General features: G+C 44.3%; 15 protein-coding genes. 6 read left to right on the plus strand and 9 right to left on the minus strand.

The features are described from left to right. Positions 1-14: 14 nt before the first annotated feature. Positions 15-3,035 (minus strand): tetratricopeptide repeat protein, encoded by a 3,021-nt coding sequence (locus tag BTO09_RS02195; RefSeq protein ID WP_087523102.1) that lies wholly within the window; start codon positions 3,033-3,035, stop codon positions 15-17. A 222-nt stretch (positions 3,036-3,257) separates the two neighbouring features. On the opposite strand from BTO09_RS02195, the gene BTO09_RS02200 reads away from it, so the two are divergent. From BTO09_RS02200 to BTO09_RS02210, 3 genes are read left to right on the plus strand one after another with little or no spacing between them, the layout of a single operon-like run. Next, positions 3,258-3,941 (plus strand): cell division ATP-binding protein FtsE, encoded by a 684-nt coding sequence (locus BTO09_RS02200; RefSeq protein ID WP_087523103.1) that lies wholly within the window; start codon positions 3,258-3,260, stop codon positions 3,939-3,941. A gap of 1 nt (position 3,942) precedes the next feature. Next, a complete protein-coding gene (locus BTO09_RS02205; protein WP_087523104.1) occupies positions 3,943-5,550 on the plus strand; it encodes a hypothetical protein in 1,608 nt (535 codons plus the stop codon). A gap of 33 nt (positions 5,551-5,583) precedes the next feature. Further along, positions 5,584-6,525: a glycosyltransferase family 2 protein gene (locus tag BTO09_RS02210; protein ID WP_087523105.1), complete on the plus strand. Its 942-nt coding sequence runs from the start codon at positions 5,584-5,586 to the stop codon at positions 6,523-6,525. A 2-nt stretch (positions 6,526-6,527) separates the two neighbouring features. Here BTO09_RS02210 and BTO09_RS02215 read toward each other — a convergent pair whose 3' ends face one another. From BTO09_RS02215 to BTO09_RS02225, 3 genes are all read right to left on the minus strand, one after another. Continuing rightward, positions 6,528-8,201, minus strand: coding sequence for a S8 family serine peptidase (locus tag BTO09_RS02215; protein WP_087523106.1), 1,674 nt, complete (start codon positions 8,199-8,201; stop codon positions 6,528-6,530). A 1-nt stretch (position 8,202) separates the two neighbouring features. Continuing rightward, positions 8,203-8,688, minus strand: coding sequence for a hypothetical protein (locus tag BTO09_RS02220; protein WP_087523107.1), 486 nt, complete (start codon positions 8,686-8,688; stop codon positions 8,203-8,205). A gap of 64 nt (positions 8,689-8,752) precedes the next feature. Then, positions 8,753-9,574: a 2OG-Fe(II) oxygenase gene (locus BTO09_RS02225; protein WP_087523108.1), complete on the minus strand. Its 822-nt coding sequence runs from the start codon at positions 9,572-9,574 to the stop codon at positions 8,753-8,755. Between the two features lie 94 nt (positions 9,575-9,668). On the opposite strand from BTO09_RS02225, the gene BTO09_RS02230 reads away from it, so the two are divergent. After that, on the plus strand, positions 9,669-10,550 hold the full coding sequence (locus tag BTO09_RS02230; RefSeq protein ID WP_087523109.1) for a glycosyltransferase family 2 protein: 882 nt from the start codon (positions 9,669-9,671) through the stop codon (positions 10,548-10,550). Beyond that, entirely contained in the window at positions 10,547-11,476 is a 930-nt protein-coding gene (locus tag BTO09_RS02235) for a glycosyltransferase (RefSeq protein WP_087523110.1), read from the plus strand. The genes BTO09_RS02230 and BTO09_RS02235 overlap by 4 nt, the downstream gene beginning before the upstream one ends. Here the strand turns inward: BTO09_RS02235 and BTO09_RS02240 are convergent. Together BTO09_RS02240 and BTO09_RS02245 are read right to left on the minus strand one after the other, a co-directional pair. Next, positions 11,459-11,869 (minus strand): FdtA/QdtA family cupin domain-containing protein, encoded by a 411-nt coding sequence (locus BTO09_RS02240; protein WP_087523111.1) that lies wholly within the window; start codon positions 11,867-11,869, stop codon positions 11,459-11,461. The two genes, BTO09_RS02235 and BTO09_RS02240, sit on opposite strands and share 18 nt — an antisense overlap. Then, positions 11,866-12,972 carry a glycosyltransferase gene (locus BTO09_RS02245; protein ID WP_087523112.1) on the minus strand — a complete coding sequence of 369 codons (1,107 nt, stop codon included), beginning with the start codon at positions 12,970-12,972 and terminating at the stop codon, positions 11,866-11,868. Before BTO09_RS02245 ends, BTO09_RS02240 begins: the two co-directional genes overlap by 4 nt. A gap of 46 nt (positions 12,973-13,018) precedes the next feature. On the opposite strand from BTO09_RS02245, the gene BTO09_RS02250 reads away from it, so the two are divergent. Beyond that, positions 13,019-14,155 (plus strand): glycosyltransferase, encoded by a 1,137-nt coding sequence (locus tag BTO09_RS02250; RefSeq protein WP_087523113.1) that lies wholly within the window; start codon positions 13,019-13,021, stop codon positions 14,153-14,155. On the opposite strand, the gene BTO09_RS02255 is transcribed toward BTO09_RS02250, so the two are convergent. The 3 genes from BTO09_RS02255 to BTO09_RS02265 are packed head-to-tail and all read right to left on the minus strand — an operon-like array spanning position 14,131 to position 17,510. Continuing rightward, positions 14,131-15,438: an O-antigen translocase gene (locus tag BTO09_RS02255; RefSeq protein ID WP_087523114.1), complete on the minus strand. Its 1,308-nt coding sequence runs from the start codon at positions 15,436-15,438 to the stop codon at positions 14,131-14,133. The two genes, BTO09_RS02250 and BTO09_RS02255, sit on opposite strands and share 25 nt — an antisense overlap. Beyond that, the gene (locus tag BTO09_RS02260) at positions 15,439-16,539 is read right to left on the minus strand and encodes a DegT/DnrJ/EryC1/StrS aminotransferase family protein (RefSeq protein WP_087523115.1); all 1,101 of its coding nucleotides are present in this window, start codon (positions 16,537-16,539) and stop codon (positions 15,439-15,441) included. After that, complete coding sequence (locus tag BTO09_RS02265) at positions 16,536-17,510, minus strand: GNAT family N-acetyltransferase (RefSeq protein WP_157663404.1); 975 nt, start codon at positions 17,508-17,510, stop codon at positions 16,536-16,538. The genes BTO09_RS02260 and BTO09_RS02265 overlap by 4 nt, the downstream gene beginning before the upstream one ends. Position 17,511: the final 1 nt, after the last annotated feature.

Below are 17,511 nucleotides of genomic sequence, written 5' to 3' on the forward strand. Positions count from 1 at the left end.
AGATTGATGATGAATTAATTGCTACCTCCGGTCTCTACCGAAGCGTTCGTTTTGGCCTGAGCGGCTTTGATGGTTGCTAACTCCTGTTCTGCCTCGGTAACAACTTCCGGAAAGTCAGCAAAATTGCTAATTACACTTTCCAGTATGTAGGTTGCCTGGTAAGCGTCATCTAAGGCAAAGAAATTCTTGGCCATGACCACCAAGCCTTTAGCGCCGAGCTCTTTATAGCCGGAGTAATCTTTTGCCAGGATTTGTACTGTGGCATTAGAATCAGCATACTCCCCGTCTGTATTTTGGAAGTAGGCTTTATAGTACAAGGATTCTGCTTTCAAGGCACCAGAAGCGATTTTGTTCACTTCGTTGTAGGCTGCTTTTGCCTTGGCCATATCGCCGGTCTGCCATGCAGCGCGAGCAATGATGATCTGAGCATCACTTTTTACCTTGGTATCTATCTTGGGGTTGGCCAAAACTTTATCGGCATAGGTCACAGCCTGCTCGTAGCGCTTTAGTTCATAACTGGACTTCATAATATTGGACTGGGCAAAGATGATGTTCTCCGGAAAATCCGCCACTTGTTCCAACTCTTCTAAAAGTCCTATCGCCTGAGCGTAGTCTTGCTGCTCCAAATATACCTGAGATAGCCTCGAAAGCGCCTGTTCGGTATATTCACTCCGCGGCTGCTCCACCACATAAGTATAATGAGGAATGGTCTCTGCATAGGCCTGTTCCCCATAATACAACTGCCCTAAATAAAAATTTGCTTGCAAGGCGTGGCGTCCGCTGGGGAAGTCTTCAACATACTTTTTAAATCTGCTAATCGCTTGGCGTTTGTTATTTGCCAAGAAAGACTGCTCGGCAGCCTTATATGTAGCATCGTCTAGTTCAGAATCGGCTACCTCAACAAAATCCAAAGAAGAAACCCAGGCTCCGTATTCGTCTACACGTCCCTGATCAATATAGATCAACTTGGCAGAAGAAACCGCTTGCAAAGCTTCCGGGGTTCCGGGATAATTGGCCACAACATCTCTAAAGATACTCAAGGCTTCATCGGATCTGTTGTCGTTATCCAGTAAGAGCGCTTTTTTAAGCAGGGCACGTGGAACATAACTGCTTTGCGGAACCTCCTGTACCAACTGATCGTAAGTGCGCATGGCCTCCGGAATATTGTCTATGCTCACATAGGTATTCCCCAATTCGTAAAGTGCATCGTCTTTGTAGGCAGAGCGTGGATATTTACTAGCAAAGTTCTTTAAGCCTTCTATTTTCTGCGGATTTCTATCTACAAAACCGTAGGATATTGCCTTTTGAAACTCGGCATAGTCTGTCGAGGGAACCCCGCCTTCAATAGCCATATTGTAGTGTTCCATAGCCGGCCAGTATTTGCTGGTCACAAAATAACTATCTCCCAACCGCAAAAGGGCATCATTCTTTAGGTCGAGGTTTGAAGAAGTCACAGAAAAACTCGTAAAATCAGTAATGGCCTCGTTGTACTCTTTGAGTTTGAAATGCACATAGGCTTTGTGATATTTAAAATCCTGCCATTCGGGAATATTGGAACTTCCGCCGAGTTGTGCAAATTGTCTATAACCAACAAGCGCTTCTGCATAATTGCTGAGTTCGTAATCACATTGCGCCTTCCAATAGGTGGCCCTAGCGGTAAAGCTCGGGTCTAATTTGTGGATCAAAGATTTATCTAAATATTCTTCGGCGCTTGCGTATTCACTGTCCAAGATCAGTTCCACGGCGCGATAAAAAGCCACTTTCTGATAAGCCGCCTTACTGGCTGCGTCATTTTCGCGCTCCAATAAATTCAAGGCTTCCTCGTAGTTCTTAGAAGTGATATAAGAGTCAATAAGTAAGGCTTGCAATTCTGCATTGGCTTCAGACTCCGGATAGGTGTCCATATAACTGGCCAATACCTGTGGCACACTGGTGTAGGGATTCCCGATCTCGTAACTCAGCTTGGCGTAGTTGAGCCAAGCATCCTGTCTTATCTCCGCAGAAAAATCCATCTCCGAAGCATTTTTAAACGCATTTAAAGCCTCTTGTTTCTTGTCTAATTTGAGGTAAGATTCTGCCAAATGGTAAAAAGCGTTTTGCGCAACCGAGTTACGCCCGTCCACTATCTTATTGAACTCTGCAATTGCCTCGGCATATTGTCCTTGTTTGTAATACGCATAGCCCAATTGGTAATAATCGGTATTGTTCCATTTGCCTCTGCGGCCTTTGAATTCCTTTAGATACGGAATGGCCGCTGCATATTTTTCAAGGTTGAAATAACTCTCTCCAATGATCTTGGCAAGCTCGGAGCGTTCTCTTGGTGCTGCGGAGTCGTACTGCTCCAAACCGAGGTCTATGGCCTTTTGAAAATTCCCGAGCTTGAAGTTCATATCGGCCTGATAGTAAGACAGCTCTTCGTTATAGGCCGGGTTGTCCCCTACTTGGTCAAAATAATCGTTGGCCTCCTCATAGGAATCATTCTCATAGGCGATGAAGCCTAAGTAATATTTGGCCTGAGAACCGTAGTTCTTAGAGTCGGCTACACGGTTGAGATAGGTCTTGGCCTCCTCCCAGTTCTTGCTTTTAAAATAGGCGTATCCGTTGTTGAAATAGAAACGTTCCAGATCGGCGCGGTTAAGACGACTGTCGTCTACCTTGTCATACCACTTGCGCGCATAAGAATATTTGCCGTTCTCAAAATAATATTCGGCCACATCTATATAGGCAGAATTTCTGCGGACACTGGTTGGGTAATCGGCCACAAAGGCCTCCATCATAGCATCTGCGCCTTGCTGGTTGAGACGTACCGCGCAGTTGGCTGCAAAATAGGCGCACTCGCCTTTAAGGCCTTCGTCTTCGGCCTCGCGACCAATACGTTGAAATAATGGCTGAGCAGCCAAATACTGGCCTGCATTATAGAGTGCTACGGCTTTTTTAAAGGTGACATCGTCACTGGTATAGACTGCAGATTGCTGAGCAAAGCTACCTAAACTCAGCATAAAGAATAGGAAAAATACGGTGAGGTATCTGTTCATGATTTTGGGTTAAAACGCCGATAAAGATAGCGTGATACTTATCCTAATAACGTCCCGATTCGCGCTAAATTATAAAGGGGTTATAAACATTATTGCAATTCGAGCGTTGTTTACTAACAAACGCCTTGTTGGTGACTTTGTTACAAAAAACTAAGTCGCCTGGCAAAGACCTTAGCACAAAAAGAGTATTTTCGTAACAGACGCTAAAACCCGAACCCTTTTATGTCAGAAGCCGTTGTAAAACTTTCTAAAGCTGCCATTTTTCAGAATCAGAATCTCATTCTAAAAGATGTGGATCTTACTGTGAACAAGGGAGAATTTGTTTACCTAATTGGAAAGACAGGCTCCGGGAAAAGTAGTTTTATGAAAACCCTTTACGGAGACCTGCCGCTAAAACAAGGAGAAGGTTTTGTAGCAGACTACGACCTAAGCACTTTAAAGGAAAAGGACATTCCGTTCTTACGCCGAAAATTGGGCGTGGTTTTTCAAGACTTTAAACTGCTAAATGACAGAACGGTCAAGGAGAATTTACTGTTTGTCCTTAAGGCGACAGGTTGGAAAGAGAAACCTAAAATGGATCAGCGCATAGAAGCAGTGCTCTCTAAAGTAGGCATGGAAACCAAGGCTTTCAAGTATCCCTATGAGCTGTCTGGCGGAGAACAACAACGCATCGCCATAGCGCGCGCCTTGCTCAACGAGCCAGAGATCATTTTGGCAGACGAACCTACCGGAAACCTAGACCCGCAAACCTCTGTAGAGGTCATGGAAGTATTGCAAGAGATCAACAAGAACGGGAATACCATCTTAATGGCCACCCACGATTACGCCTTGATCTTGAAATACCCTTCTAAAACCCTCAAGTGTGACGAGCAACAGATCTTTGAGGTGGTACAAAAGACCGTATAGCATGACCACAATTGCCCAAGAGCAACTAATTTCTTGGTTCAAGAATCCTTTTAAACTCGCTTTTTGGACTTGCCTTGTAGGCTATTTGCTTTTTTACACTCCTTATGGTCTTGAGAACGGCGACATGGGCTCCATTTTTGGTATTTCTTGGTCGATGTACAACGGCTACTTTCCGCATTTGGATTTCTACTATATCAAGCCTGCGCTACCGCCTTACTTTCATTCGCTTTTTCTCTATTTGACAGAAGATTACGCTTATGTGCTCAATCGCGGCTTTTACTTTGTGCAAGTTTTTAGTTTTTCCTATTTGGCTGTAAGACTCGTGTCGGATCTTTGGCTACAGTTAAAAGCAGAGGAGCGATACTTTCTGGCCACTCTGGCTGCAGTAGTGACCATACACAACTACCCACCCATGCCGTGGAACACCATAGACGGCGTGTTCTTTGGCGTAATCGGCTTATTTCTACTCTTAAAATATCGGCCTTGGTATACCATTGCTCTTGCGGCGTTCTTTATCGCCTTAAGCGTGCTCAGCAAACAATCATTTTATTTCTTTCCGGTAATGATCGCTGGCTATTTGGTCTTGCAGAAAGAATTTAAAAAATTGCTGATCTTGATCGGCTTCGGACTTTTTTACGCTTTGTGTTTTGCAGGGCTACTATACGGTAAAGGCGCTTGGGAAGCATTCTACGCCCAAACCTTCAGTTTTACCAGCGGTAGTTCCCTTTTTAATGCCGGATTTAAGAATTACGCGCTAGCTTTTAAAAGTCAAGCTTTATGGTTGATCCCATTGAGCGGCTTCTTGTATTATTTTAGAAAAAAGATCCCTGCGGATATAAGCTATGTGGTATTTCACTTGGCAATCGCTGCTTATTTGATCTACCTTTATTTAAACCCGGATTCGTATCACACCGTTAAGGCTTGGCTGTATCAAGTGTGGTTCTTATTAGCGGTTCTTTTTGGACTGCTGATGTGGACTAAAGACAAAAAATACAGCCTGCTGCTGTTGCTTTTAGGCCTGAGCTGGTGTGCGTCTATAAGCAATGGCTTTAAGACTCCGGTACACTTTGCTGTGGCCATGGTCATTGCTGCCTATGTGCTGCTTATCAAAGCCCCTAAAATCAAATTAAGCAAAGGCTGGGCTTTTGCGGTTTTGCTAGGCTTTGTGACCTGCTTTTCTATAGGATATCAGAGCGTTTACAACGATTCTAATCGCAGTCAGCTCACCTACAATATGGGCGAAGTATTTCCTCGCTTATCTGGCATAAAAAGCGATGCCGAAACCTATCAGCAGTATCAAGAACTCAAAACCTTAAGTGCGGATTACACTAATTTTACGGTAATTCCCAGCATGACCTTGGCACACTATGTGACCAATACCAAAAACCCTATAGGCGTGGATTGGGTTTTTGATCATCACTTGGCTGGGGAGATAGAAAAGCATTATCAAATGCTTGTAGATAAAAAGGTGACGGTCTTTTTGGAACCTTTTGAAGATCACCCCAACAATTACGAAGAATCTGCAAGGCTTTCCGGTTTGATAAAAGAACGTTGGCAATTGGTTGAACGAACACCTTACTTTAGAGTTTACCAGCCGCCCAACTTCTAGTTTTATACTATATTGCAGCCCAAACCCAACCCAATGTCTGACGCTTTGAAATTGTCGCTGGTCATCCCCTTGTATAACGAGGAAGAGAATGTGGCACCCTTAACGGCCCAGATCAGCGAGGCTTTAGCAGACATATCTTACGAAATCATCTATATTGACGACTGCTCTACCGATGCAACTCGACAAGAAGTATTGCAACTGGGGCACGAGCGGGTTCATCTCTTAGAACTGAAAAAGAATTACGGCCAGTCTATGGCCTTGGCTGCAGGTATAGAATATGCAAGTGGTGATTATATAGTCACTTTGGACGGCGATATGCAGAACGACCCTGCGGATATTCCGGCTTTACTGGCTAAAATGGAAGCCGAAGATTGGGACCTTATTACTGGCTTTCGCAAAAACCGCAAGGATTCGTTCTTAAAGAAGATCCCTTCTAAAATAGCCAACTTCATAATTAGGAAGGCGACAAAATTCAATGTCAAAGACCAAGGCTGCGCGCTAAAGGTCTTTAAATCAGAAACAGCAAAAGAGCTGAATCTTTACGGAGAAATGCACCGCTTTATTAGCCTGTTGACCTATCTAAACGGAGCCCGAATCACAGAGGTTGCCGTAAACCATAGGCCGCGCAAGTTTGGCAAATCCAAGTACGGCTTAGGGAGAACTGTAAAAGTGGTGAATGATTTGATCTTGATCCTTTTTCAGCGCAACTACTTGCAAAAACCCATGTACTTGTTCGGGAATCTCGGCTTGCTCTTTTTTACGCTCGGGGTATTGATCAATGGATATTTGCTCTACGAAAAACTAATAGGCAATGAGATTGGTGATCGTCCTTTGGTTTTTGTGGGTGTCTTATTTGTGCTGATGGGAATTCAGTTCTACACCTCCGGGATCATCATCGACTTGCAAATGCGTACCTATTTTGAGTCCCAGCAGCAAAAGCCGTTCAAGATCCGTAAGATCCATCGGCCTCAATAAAGCTAATTCCCTCTATTTCCGAAAGATCGCTTAGGCTCCTTCGCCTTATCTGGCATAATGATCTCCCGATTCTCGGGGAGTTTCTCCGGGCAGCTAAAATCCAGCTCAGGATCCATCTCTAAAAGGATACTACCTCCTACATCCGGAGCCAATAAAACCCCATCTTGTAGCTCAATACCTTGCTTGGCTTTTAGGTCTAGTGTAGCGGTTCCTGTAAATACCTGATTGCGCAGCACGGTATTCTTGGCCAAAGAGCGAAATTCAAAATCCCAACGATCAAAGCGCTGATTGACCAGCTCCGCTACCTCCTGCGGATTCATTAAATGATGCGTAAGCGTTACGGCGCGTCCGGTATTCAAAGCCCCGGATCCGTAGTAACCCTTAAAACGCTTGTTGGGTTCAAGATCATCGATATTGGTAGAGGTTGCCTTGAGAATAGACTCCACTTCCTCAAAACTCAGACAGAGATTTAGCGAAAGCATTAAGCCAATAGTCCCGGAAACCAAAGGCGTGGCTCCAGAAGTCGTCTCGGATATACTGTAACTGATGGTATCGTTAAGAATGAACTTGGAATAACTGAAAAGCCCCACACTGGGTGCTAGAATATCGACCTCTTTGTTCAGATTGGCCGTAGAAACCGGCCAAACAAAAGGCTGAGCGGTCAGGTCATTATTGGGATAGCCCATGGTACGACCCACGATATTCTTGATATTGGCAGAATAGTAGTTTCCCTTGACATCGATTAGAATATTGTCCGCTGGGTCGTCATAACGATGCATTACAGCGCTTACCGAGATCACCTTATCGTAAGAGGCCGGATAATACGGCTTCTGTCCTTTGGTGACTTTCCAATCCTTGTTGTGTGCCGCCGCAACTACTATGCTTCCGTTGTTATATATCTCGTAAATGGCCTGTTGCGCGGTCTCGTAATAGATAGGCGAACCCCAACTGCAGTTGATAACATGAGCTCCCGCATAAGACAGTTCCACCAGTTGCTCCAAGGTCTTAAAATGGCCATAGCTGGTGCCGTATATGCTACAATCGTAACAGATCCCTGGGATCCCATAACCATTGTTTCCCTGTGCTGCTGCATTAGCCGATATGCTATAGCCATGCCCTTTAGACAAGGAAGAATTTCTTAGCTGTTTGCTCTTGCCTTTAAAATCTACTCTGGTAGTGTCTAGACTTCCGTCTGAGATACCAATAATGATGTCTCTGGATCCGGTAGTATAATACCAAGCCTTGGGCGCGTCCAAGTAGTCTAAATAGTCAAGGGTAAAACCTTCGGTGGTGGTTGTACCTAAGGGGTTGGTGCTACCGTAGTCGTTCGGGTAGAACACCTTGGCATCTTCTGGTCTAAGGTTTTCATAGAATTCAAAGATCTCCGGAAAAGCTTCCATCAAGTCCGCAGCCAAAGTTTCGGACGCACTGATCAATAAATAGGTTCGGCTTAATACAGGATTCTTTGAATAGAGAAATGCCTTTCTTAGGATCGAATTCGGCACCGCATTGAGTTTGGAATCCAAAGCAGTGTTACCCGTGCGGGCCTCTTCTTCAGCCAACTTATCCAAGAGCATAGGAACCTCAGGCTTTAGCCGAATATAGGACCAGCTGGCCTCTTGCCCAAAAACCAGTACACTCCAAAAACAAAACAGTAAAAGCACTATTGGCCGCATATTATTGCTTGTTTAAAAGAGCTTGTTCTAATCTGGCCAAACGCGCTTCTAATGCCTTGACCTCTTTATCTTTTGCTATAAGATGCAGCGTGAGTTCTTCGACCTTTTGCAAAAGCAAAGTGTTCATTTCACCTAGATCTATTCCGGCAGCCAAGGCCTCTGCCTCCGATGGAATTCCCTGCAGATGCCCATACTTTTTAATATGAGCCTCTATGGCAGTGAGACTCGGAAGATCGTAATCCGCAGCAAAAACAAAATCTGCCCAACCTTCAAGATCCACTTTTACCGACTTGGCATGTATGCGACCATTGACCTCCAAAGCATCTGCAGGATCCGCTTTTCCGATCCCCACTTTACCTTCTGGAGTAATGATCAAGGAATTATCTACTGTTTTAGTAGCAGTAGGACTCAGATACAAATCGTCTTGAGCTAAGCTTACTGTGCTAGCCAGCATGGCGACCACGAGCATTAATTTTGTAATTCGCATAATGAACAATTTTGTTGCTCACTAAAGATACAAAAGTTGTGCCGCGGATTTAAGCTACTAAGATTTAGGATTGGTCTTTCTTGTAAACATGTGGATTTTCTCGCACACCTTTTTTAAACACTTTACGCAGGGCCATACGCGCTTTGGCATCTAATTGAAGGACCAGGTCTCGAAGTTTTTGGTCCGGTCGACCTCTAAAAGAAGTCACGTGAAAGCGATCTTCTGGTGTTAAGGCCGTATCAGAAAAGTAGTAGTTCGATACACATTGTCGCGTTCCCTGGTGAGCCACCGGACTCACGCTGTGCCAAGACTTCTGATGCGTTGCCATCACTGCCAACCGATTGAATCTGCTGTGTAAAGTGATCTGCGGTTTCTTAACTCCCTCGGGCCAGAGTTCCAAATGCCCTCCGTACTGGTCTTTCCAATCTGGAGTTACATAAAACAAGAGGTTCAACACCCGCCATTTGTTCCGATCCTTGTCGTGTGAATTATCGAGATGCGGATTAAGAAAATTGCCTTGAGCCATGGCTGATATTCCTCCAGCGTACAAATTCTCGTCGGGTTCCAAACCTGTAATTCCTGTAATTTCATGCACTAAAGCCACTACCCTCGGGTCTTGAAAGGCATAAATGGCCTCTTCTAAGATGGGATTGTACTGGTCCATTTGAGCCGCAATGTGCTTGTATTCGCGGATACTCTTTTTAAGGGTCATGTCACGATTGTCTGGAAATGCCTCGTGTATCTGCAATGCAAGAGCTTCGGGCAGCAACTCATCGACCACAAAATGTCCAATAGCAGTGCTGCTCGCTTGGAATTGTGCTGCGGCTTCGGATTTAGCCTCAGTTAAGCGTTCTACGATCAGATCGGCAATTTTGGTACGTGTCATGCTTCGGATTTCTGCAAAGAAAAGTAAAACAAAATTAGCTTTTAAGGCATATCGATGCTAAAAATGTATTTTTACCCTTGAAGACCAGTTGCGCATGCTTTCAATTTTAATTCCAACCTATAATGCCGACCTGACAGCGCTGCTGCAAGAGTTGCACAGGCAGATCCAAAAGGATCAGCTAGCAGTCAGCGTTTGGGTCTGTGATGATGCTTCTACAGATAAAACCCTAGAAGCACAAAACAAAAATATAAGTGAGCAACTCGGTTTTAACTACCTCAGCAATACTGAAAATTTAGGCCGAACTGCTACCAGAGCCAAGCTTGCACAAATGGCACCGACCCAGTGGTTGTTGTTTTTGGATGCAGACGTAATTCCTGCGCGAGGCGATTTCTTAAACCAAATGCTCAGCGACATTTCTGATGAGCTTGACCTGGTCTTCGGAGGTGTTAGCTATGCAGATGCTCCTCCGCCACAAGCGCAGCTGTTGCGTTATGTATACGGCAAGAAGCGGGAGGCCAGATCGGCATCAGAAAGAACTAAAAATCCGCACTTCATCATCTCACAAAACCTGTGCATTACCAAGAGCATGTTTGAAAGTTGCAACACAGTTACCGCTAACGGTTACGGCATGGACAACCTTTTTAGTAACAATCTAAAGAACCATAAGGCCCGCATTAAGCACACAGACAATCCTGTGATCCATTTGGGCTTGGAATCTTCGGAGCAGTTCTTGCAAAAATCCCTAGAAGGAATTCAAACCACAGTCCAGCTCGAGGCCAAGGGTTTAATAGCACCGAACCTTAGACCTATTCAGCGCTTGTATAACAAATTGAATAAATTCGGACTGACTAGCCTCTTCTTAGCAATTTCCAACGGCTTTAGTAAAAGCATTGAAAGGAATTTAAAAGGCAAAAGACCGAGCCTAATACTCTTTGATATTTACAGGATGAATCACTTAATAAAACTGAAAAAGTGATTGCCTTTTCGATAGTAATTCCGGTTTACAACAAAGAGGCTTTTATTGGCAAGACCATTGAAAGTGTATTGGCGCAATCTTATGTAGGTTTTGAGCTGATCTTGGTGAATGATGGCTCAACCGATAACAGCGAAACGATCATTAAGGACTATACCAATGATACTAGAGTGCGTTTGGTCTCACAAGAGAATCAAGGTGCTGCCGCAGCAAGAAATCGGGGAATAGCTGAAGCCAAGAACGACTATATTGCCTTATTAGATGCTGACGATCTGTGGTATGCTGACCATTTGCAAACCCACGCAAAGAATATCCAGGCATTTCCAGAAAAGGAGTTGTTTGCCTCCAACAGTTATTTGCAGGTAGGCAATAAAAAAAGAAGCCGCGTTTTTTCTATTCCAACACCGAAAAAGCCAAGTCTGGTCGATTTTTTTGAGGCCAGTTTGATCGACTCCCTTATTAATAGTTCCACAGTAGTAATTAAGCGTTCCTTATTGGATCGCTGCGGAGGTTTTGACGAGCGTCTTACCCGAACCGAAGATACTGATCTTTGGGTTCGACTTGCCCATGAGACCCAAGTGGTCTTTGACCCTAAGCACACGGTATGCGTGGTTCGCGATAGTAAAGGTTTGTCTCAAAAGTCAGTAGCACAGCAGCACAAATTGAAATTCGAAAAATTCAAGGACTTGGAGGCTAAAAATCCTACAGCAAAACGCTACTTGGACCTCAATCGCTACGCCTTGGCTTTAGAATCGCGATTGCAAGGCGACGCTCAAGAGGCAGCACAATTAAGCTCCGAAGTAGATCTAAAAAATCTAAACAGTAAACAGCGCTTTTTACTGGCTCGCGGAACCGCATCGCTGCGTATGCTCTTTAAAATAAAAGGGATCTTAGCTCGACTAGGCCTTGGTTTAAGCGCCTACAAATGATTTGAACTCGCTGTAGTCACGAATGTAGTCGGACTCCTTATAAACATCAGAAACCAAAGAAAGACAAACGGCTCCAGAGGAGAAATTCTCCAATTCTCGCCAGATTCTTGTTGGGATCAAGACACCTTCATCGGGTCTATTCAAGGAAATGGTACGCCTGGTATTGCCGTCGTCTACAACAACATCAAAGCTTCCGCTAAGGGCGATCAGGAATTGCTGCAGTTCTTTATGGGCGTGTCCGCCGCGAGTAGAACCACTGGGCACATCATAAAGGTAGTACACGCGTTTGATAGCAAAAGGTAAGATGTCCTTTTCTAGAACAGAGAGGTTCCCGCGCCCATCAGGATCGGAGATCTTAGGAATATTAATTTTGATGCAATCTGTTACTTTCATAGCAATTCTTGGATGAGCTTATCCCAGTGATCGGCAATGACATCGACATCTAAATGCGCCACAGAGGTCTTTGCATTTTGGCGACACTTGGCTAGGAGCTCTTGGTCAAATATAATATTATTTAAAGCTTCTGCTAAAGCGGCAACATTGTAATTGGGAACCAACAGACCGTTCTCTCCGGGTTGAATGATCTCTGCAGGGCCGCTTTGACAATCTACAGAAACAACAGGGGTGCCAACTGCCAAGGACTCTATGACCGCTCGCGGAAACCCTTCGTAATGGCTGGTCAAAACAGAACATTTAGCCCCTTGCAAGAAGGGATATGGATTCGGGTTGAACGGTAGGAACTGTACCATTTTATCCAGTTCCAAAACATGTGCTTTGTCTTGTAATTTGACCTTATCTGGGCCATCGCCCATAAGAAACAATTGAATTTTGTTAGCTGGGAGCTTAGAAGCTGCGTAGGCCTCCAGAAGCAAGGAGTAGTTCTTTACATCGTCGTACAACCTGCCCATAGCCATGATATAGTCGCCGGCCATCATCTTAGTTCCGGCCTGAGCCTGAATACTTGCTAAAGGAACAGGATTATATACTTGATAGACCTTCGCGGTGCTATACTGCTCCTTTACGGCCTTTGCAATAGCTTTAGAGACACCTACAACACCCAAGGCGCGATCTATCATCTTATGAGCGAGCGGCTTGCTGGCCGGGAAATAAGTTGCCAATCTAAAACTCCGCACCACATAGAGCAGCTTAAACCCTTTGTATAGATATCCGCTGTAAATGCGTTCTTTAAAGTTTTCTGGGCGAGATCTGTTGTCTATGATAAGATCGAACTGCTCTCGCTTTAAGAAACTGCGAAAACGCCTCAATCGCATGAAAGAGCTTATAAAACCAAAGGACTTTTTGCCTGACCCGATGGCGTATAAGGATCCGGAGTATTCGTAGTCAACTGCGTTGACCACAACGGCAGTAGTTACATAGTATCCTTTTGAAGTGAGCATCTGTGAAAGTACTGCTGTGGATCGTTCTGCCCCACCTCCTGCTAGTGAGATGGTGACCAGACAAACCTTCTGTTTCCGCTCTGGAGTTTCGACCCCCATAAAATTATACTACCTTTGAGATACCTCGCGTAAATATAGGGCATTTATGAAGATACTCCTGCTTGGGGAATACAGCGGTTTGCACAACTCCTTAAAAGAAGGACTTAAGGCCAAAGGCCATGAAGTGACTCTTATTGCTTCAGGCGACGGGTTTAAAAAATTCCCTGCTGATCTACTGCTCAAAAAAAGATTTCAAACAGGACTGTCCAAGAAGTTCCGCGTGGCTATCCACAAGCTTTTGGGCTTTGATCTGAGCTCTCGTTTGTTGTACAGCGACCTCATGAAACACAAAGCCCAGTTGAGCGGATTTGATGTAGTTCAACTCATAAACGAAAGCCCACTGGGCATGCAACCCAAGCAGGAGCGCAAACTAATCAGTTGGCTCAAAGAGAACAATCAGAAACTCTTTGTGCTCTCTTGCGGTACCGATCACCCTAGCGTTGCCTATGCCAATTCCGGAAAGTTGAGATATAGCGTATTAACGCCCTATGAAGCCGGTAAGATAAACGCCAAACAGGCTTATGCCATGCTTAAGTATTTAAGACCGGAGTTTGAGGCCCTGCATCGCTTTGTTTTAGATACTGCGGATGGGTATATCGCTTCGGACCTAGACTATCATTTACCGCTTGTTGGAGTACCGAAATACAAAGGTCTGATCCCAAACCCAATAAATTTAGAGAAGCTTGCCTTTATGGAACCTAAGATAGACGACAAACTGGTGATCTTTCACGGGATCAATCGAGAGAATTATTACAAAAAAGGCAACGACTATTTTGAGAAGGCCTTGGACGAATTAGCAAAGACCCATGCCGACCGCTTTGAATTCATCACTGCAGAAAGCTTGCCATATGCTGAGTACATCAAGGCCTACGACAAAGCGCATATAGTATTGGATCAGGTGTATAGTTATGATCAGGGTTATAATGCGCTAGAAGCCATGGCTAAGGGGAAAGTTGTGTTTACTGGCGCCTCCGAAGAATTCTTAAAACACTACCAGCTAAAAGACAGGCAGATCGTTATCAATGCCCTGCCACAGGTGGAATATTTAAAAAACGAATTGCTACGACTACTGGAGAATCCGCAGGAAATTAAAAGTATAGCCAAAGCTGCTCGTCAGTTTGTAGAGCAAGAACACGATCATATAAAAATCGCAGGCCGTTACACTTCTGTCTGGACCTCTTGAGGTTCTCCTTTAGGCGGTTTGAAGTAGGTGAAGGCAATGATCAACACCGCGACAAAATAAACCCCATAGCGCAGCATATGCGCAAAGACCACTCCTTCTGCGCCATAGTCGTCAATAAACCACTTAGAAAAAGCGTAGAACAATCCTAAAGACAACAATTCGGTGACAACGAACGGAATAACACGCCTTTTGGCTAAGAATTGATAGGCCAAGATCAACGCAGCGAACCTTATAAAGTCACCTATAAGCTGCCATTTGAAAAGAGGTTCCATCCCGTAAAATTCCGGATAGACCAACTTAATAACATAGTCTCTAAAAATAAAGACCAATAACATTCCAGCACCAAAAAGCGGCAGCAAGGTTTTATAAATATGGAGTACTTCTTTGGTGAATTCTTTGCGTGTTGTAATAGTAGCGAACTTTGGAATGATATACAGGGTAAAGATCGCATTGGCAAAGACCATATAATTCTTAGAAATGTTGGTCATCGCTGTCCAGTAACCTGCATCGGCCTCTGTGATATTGTTCTCGATCATCAATCGGATATCGATCTCGATATAGTTTAGCAAGATCGTCGAAACGAAACTCATCAATGTAAAGGCGAGTAATTCCTTCCAATACGGAAAGCTGAATTTAAGCTGAGACAGCTTAATATGCTCTCGCAAGATCTTGTGGAACAAATAGACTAGCGTGAGTAATTGTATGACCGGAGTGATCGCAATAGCGATAAGAATGCCATCTAATTTGTAAGTGTATAAGCAGTAAATGGTAATGGCCGTTGCCAACAAATACGCAAACAGCTCGATCTTCACGAACTTCTTATAAGCTGAAAGTCCGTTAACTATACCATTAAAGACCCTTTGCATAGCTACCGCCGGAACAATCAAGGCCAGCAACTTAAAAACAAAGCCAAACTCAGAACTGGAGAACATTTTTTCGCTCCAATGATCCGCCCAAAAGTAAAGCCCTATAGCTGCTATAGAACTTCCCAAAAAGGCAAAACTGAATACCGTGGAGTACACCTTGCTGAGCTCTGACTTGTTATTCTTGTGCTCGGCAACATATTTGACCACTCCATTAAAGACCCCTAGGGTTGTAATAGACATGAGCATGGACATTACGTTGCGCAACTGTCCTATTGCCGCCACACCTCCAGGTCCTAAAAGCTGAGCAATGATTCGCTGTACAAAAAGCGAAATAACCAAACGCACTACGATCACCCCCGCGTTGAGTGAGGTCATCTTAAGTAGGGCGTTCTTTCTTATGAATTCGGGAATTTTCAATTAATAGCTATTGATGGTATTTACAATGGTAATGAGTTCGTCGTCAGTTAGCCCGGGAAACAAGGGCAAACTGATTACTTCTTTGTGAATCTGCTCACATACAGGAAAACGCAAAGCCTTGTACTCTGCCAGTGCCTCTTGTTTATGTGGCGGGATCGGATAATGTATCAAAGTGCCTATTCCCTTTTTTCCTAAATGCGTCACAAAGCTGTCGCGGTCTTTGACCCGAACTACAAACAAATGAAATACGTGATCTTTTCCACCTGTGTAATCCGGAAGACTAATTTTATCATTTTTAATATGCTCCAAGTAGAATTTCGCCATTTGCTGTCTTGTCCCATTAATGGCATCGAGATCCTTTAACTTTTCTAGTAAGAACGCAGCTTGCAGCTCGTCCAAACGCGAGTTGAAGCCTTTAAGCGCATTGACATATTTACTGGTAGTTCCGTAATTAGCTAAGCTGCGAATAATAGCAGCCAATTGAACATCATTAGTAGTAACTGCTCCGCCGTCACCTAAGGCGCCTAAATTCTTTGTCGGATAAAAACTAAATCCAGCTGCATCGCCTAAGTTACCAGCACGCTGGCCTGATGTGATTTGGGCTCCGTGAGCTTGGGCTGCATCTTCGATGATCAAAAGCCCGTGCTGCTCGGCAATTTCTTTAAGCGCTCTCACGGGGCTCAATTGTCCGTAGAGATGCACTGGCATTATTACCTTAGCCGCCGGCGTGATCGCCGCCTTTAAAGCTTCGATATCAAAATTGTAATCCTTGGGGTTGGTTTCGACCAAAACCGGTTTTAGTCCGGCTTGTAAGACCGCAAGCACTGTGGCGATGTAAGTGTTCGATGCAATGAGAACCTCATCGTTCTCTTTTAGTCTTCCAAGCTGTTTATACCCTTCTAAGATCAAACGAAGCGCATCCAATCCGTTGCCAACGCCAATACAGTGATCGGTACCACAATAGCTAGCAAATGCCGTTTCAAAAGACTTTACCTCATTCCCCAACACATAATAACCGCTATCGAGAAAAGCCTTGAACTTGCTTTGAAAGACTGCTTCATACTTACTATTTACCCGCTTGAGGTCTAAAAAGGGTATCATATCAAAGCTCGGATTTTGTTTGTTTGCTTCGGATCGAATCCGTAGGTCTTATTCGCTGTGGTACGTGCACCAAAACACTCCTTCCAATAGAGCAGGCCGCTGTTGAGTTCCAAGCCTCCATCCACTGTAGAGATTCCAAAGTCAAAATAATCCTTGGCCCTGAATTCTTCTTTTATCAACTGCTCGAACAAATAGTCGAGCGTACCCAGTTGTTGTCTATCAGCTCCTGCAGCAATATACTGCACATGGGCAGTGGTAAGGGTTTCAAATAGGACCGCTCCTCCAACAATACGCTCTTTGTCAAAAACCAAATACAAGTGAATTTGATCTGGAAAAGTAGCCTGTAGGACTGCAATTTCTGCCGCAGTATGTACAGGTTTAGCTTCGTGACGCGCCTCTAGATTTGGAATAAGAATGCTATTCCAAAAGGCCTCAAAATCATTGGACTTTGCTATATGCAAGCCACTCTTTTGCGCCTTTTTTACACCCTCTAAACGATTGGATTGAATAGGTAATGCATTGTTTAAAGCAATAGTGCTGGCAGATTCTACCTTTAAGATCTTTGCCCCGGCAATAAAACTCAAATAGTCTAACTCTTGCGACGGTTGACTGCAGTATATGTCTGGCATGGCTTTGATGATGACTTCCTTAATGCCTTGCCCATCCGCAGCTTCTAAAAGGGTAAGTAGCATCTCTGCATAGGCTGCAAACTTCACCTCTGACCGTACTACCAAACCTCCGTATGAAAGTCCGCCGTGAGAGATCCATTTTTCATCTTTAATATTCGCCGGAAAAACGGCTACAAGCGTATCGCCTTTAAAAATGCACTGAGACGCATCTTTAAATCGATCGGCATGATATTCCATAAAATCTCGATGGAACAAAAAGGTGGCGTTCTTGGCCTCGCTTATAAGCTGGTTCCAAGCTTCGGCCCACTGTGGACCATATGCGGCTACGCGATACGTACTCAAA

This window comes from Gilvibacter sp. SZ-19 (assembly GCF_002163875.1).
Lineage (GTDB): Bacteria > Bacteroidota > Bacteroidia > Flavobacteriales > Flavobacteriaceae > Gilvibacter.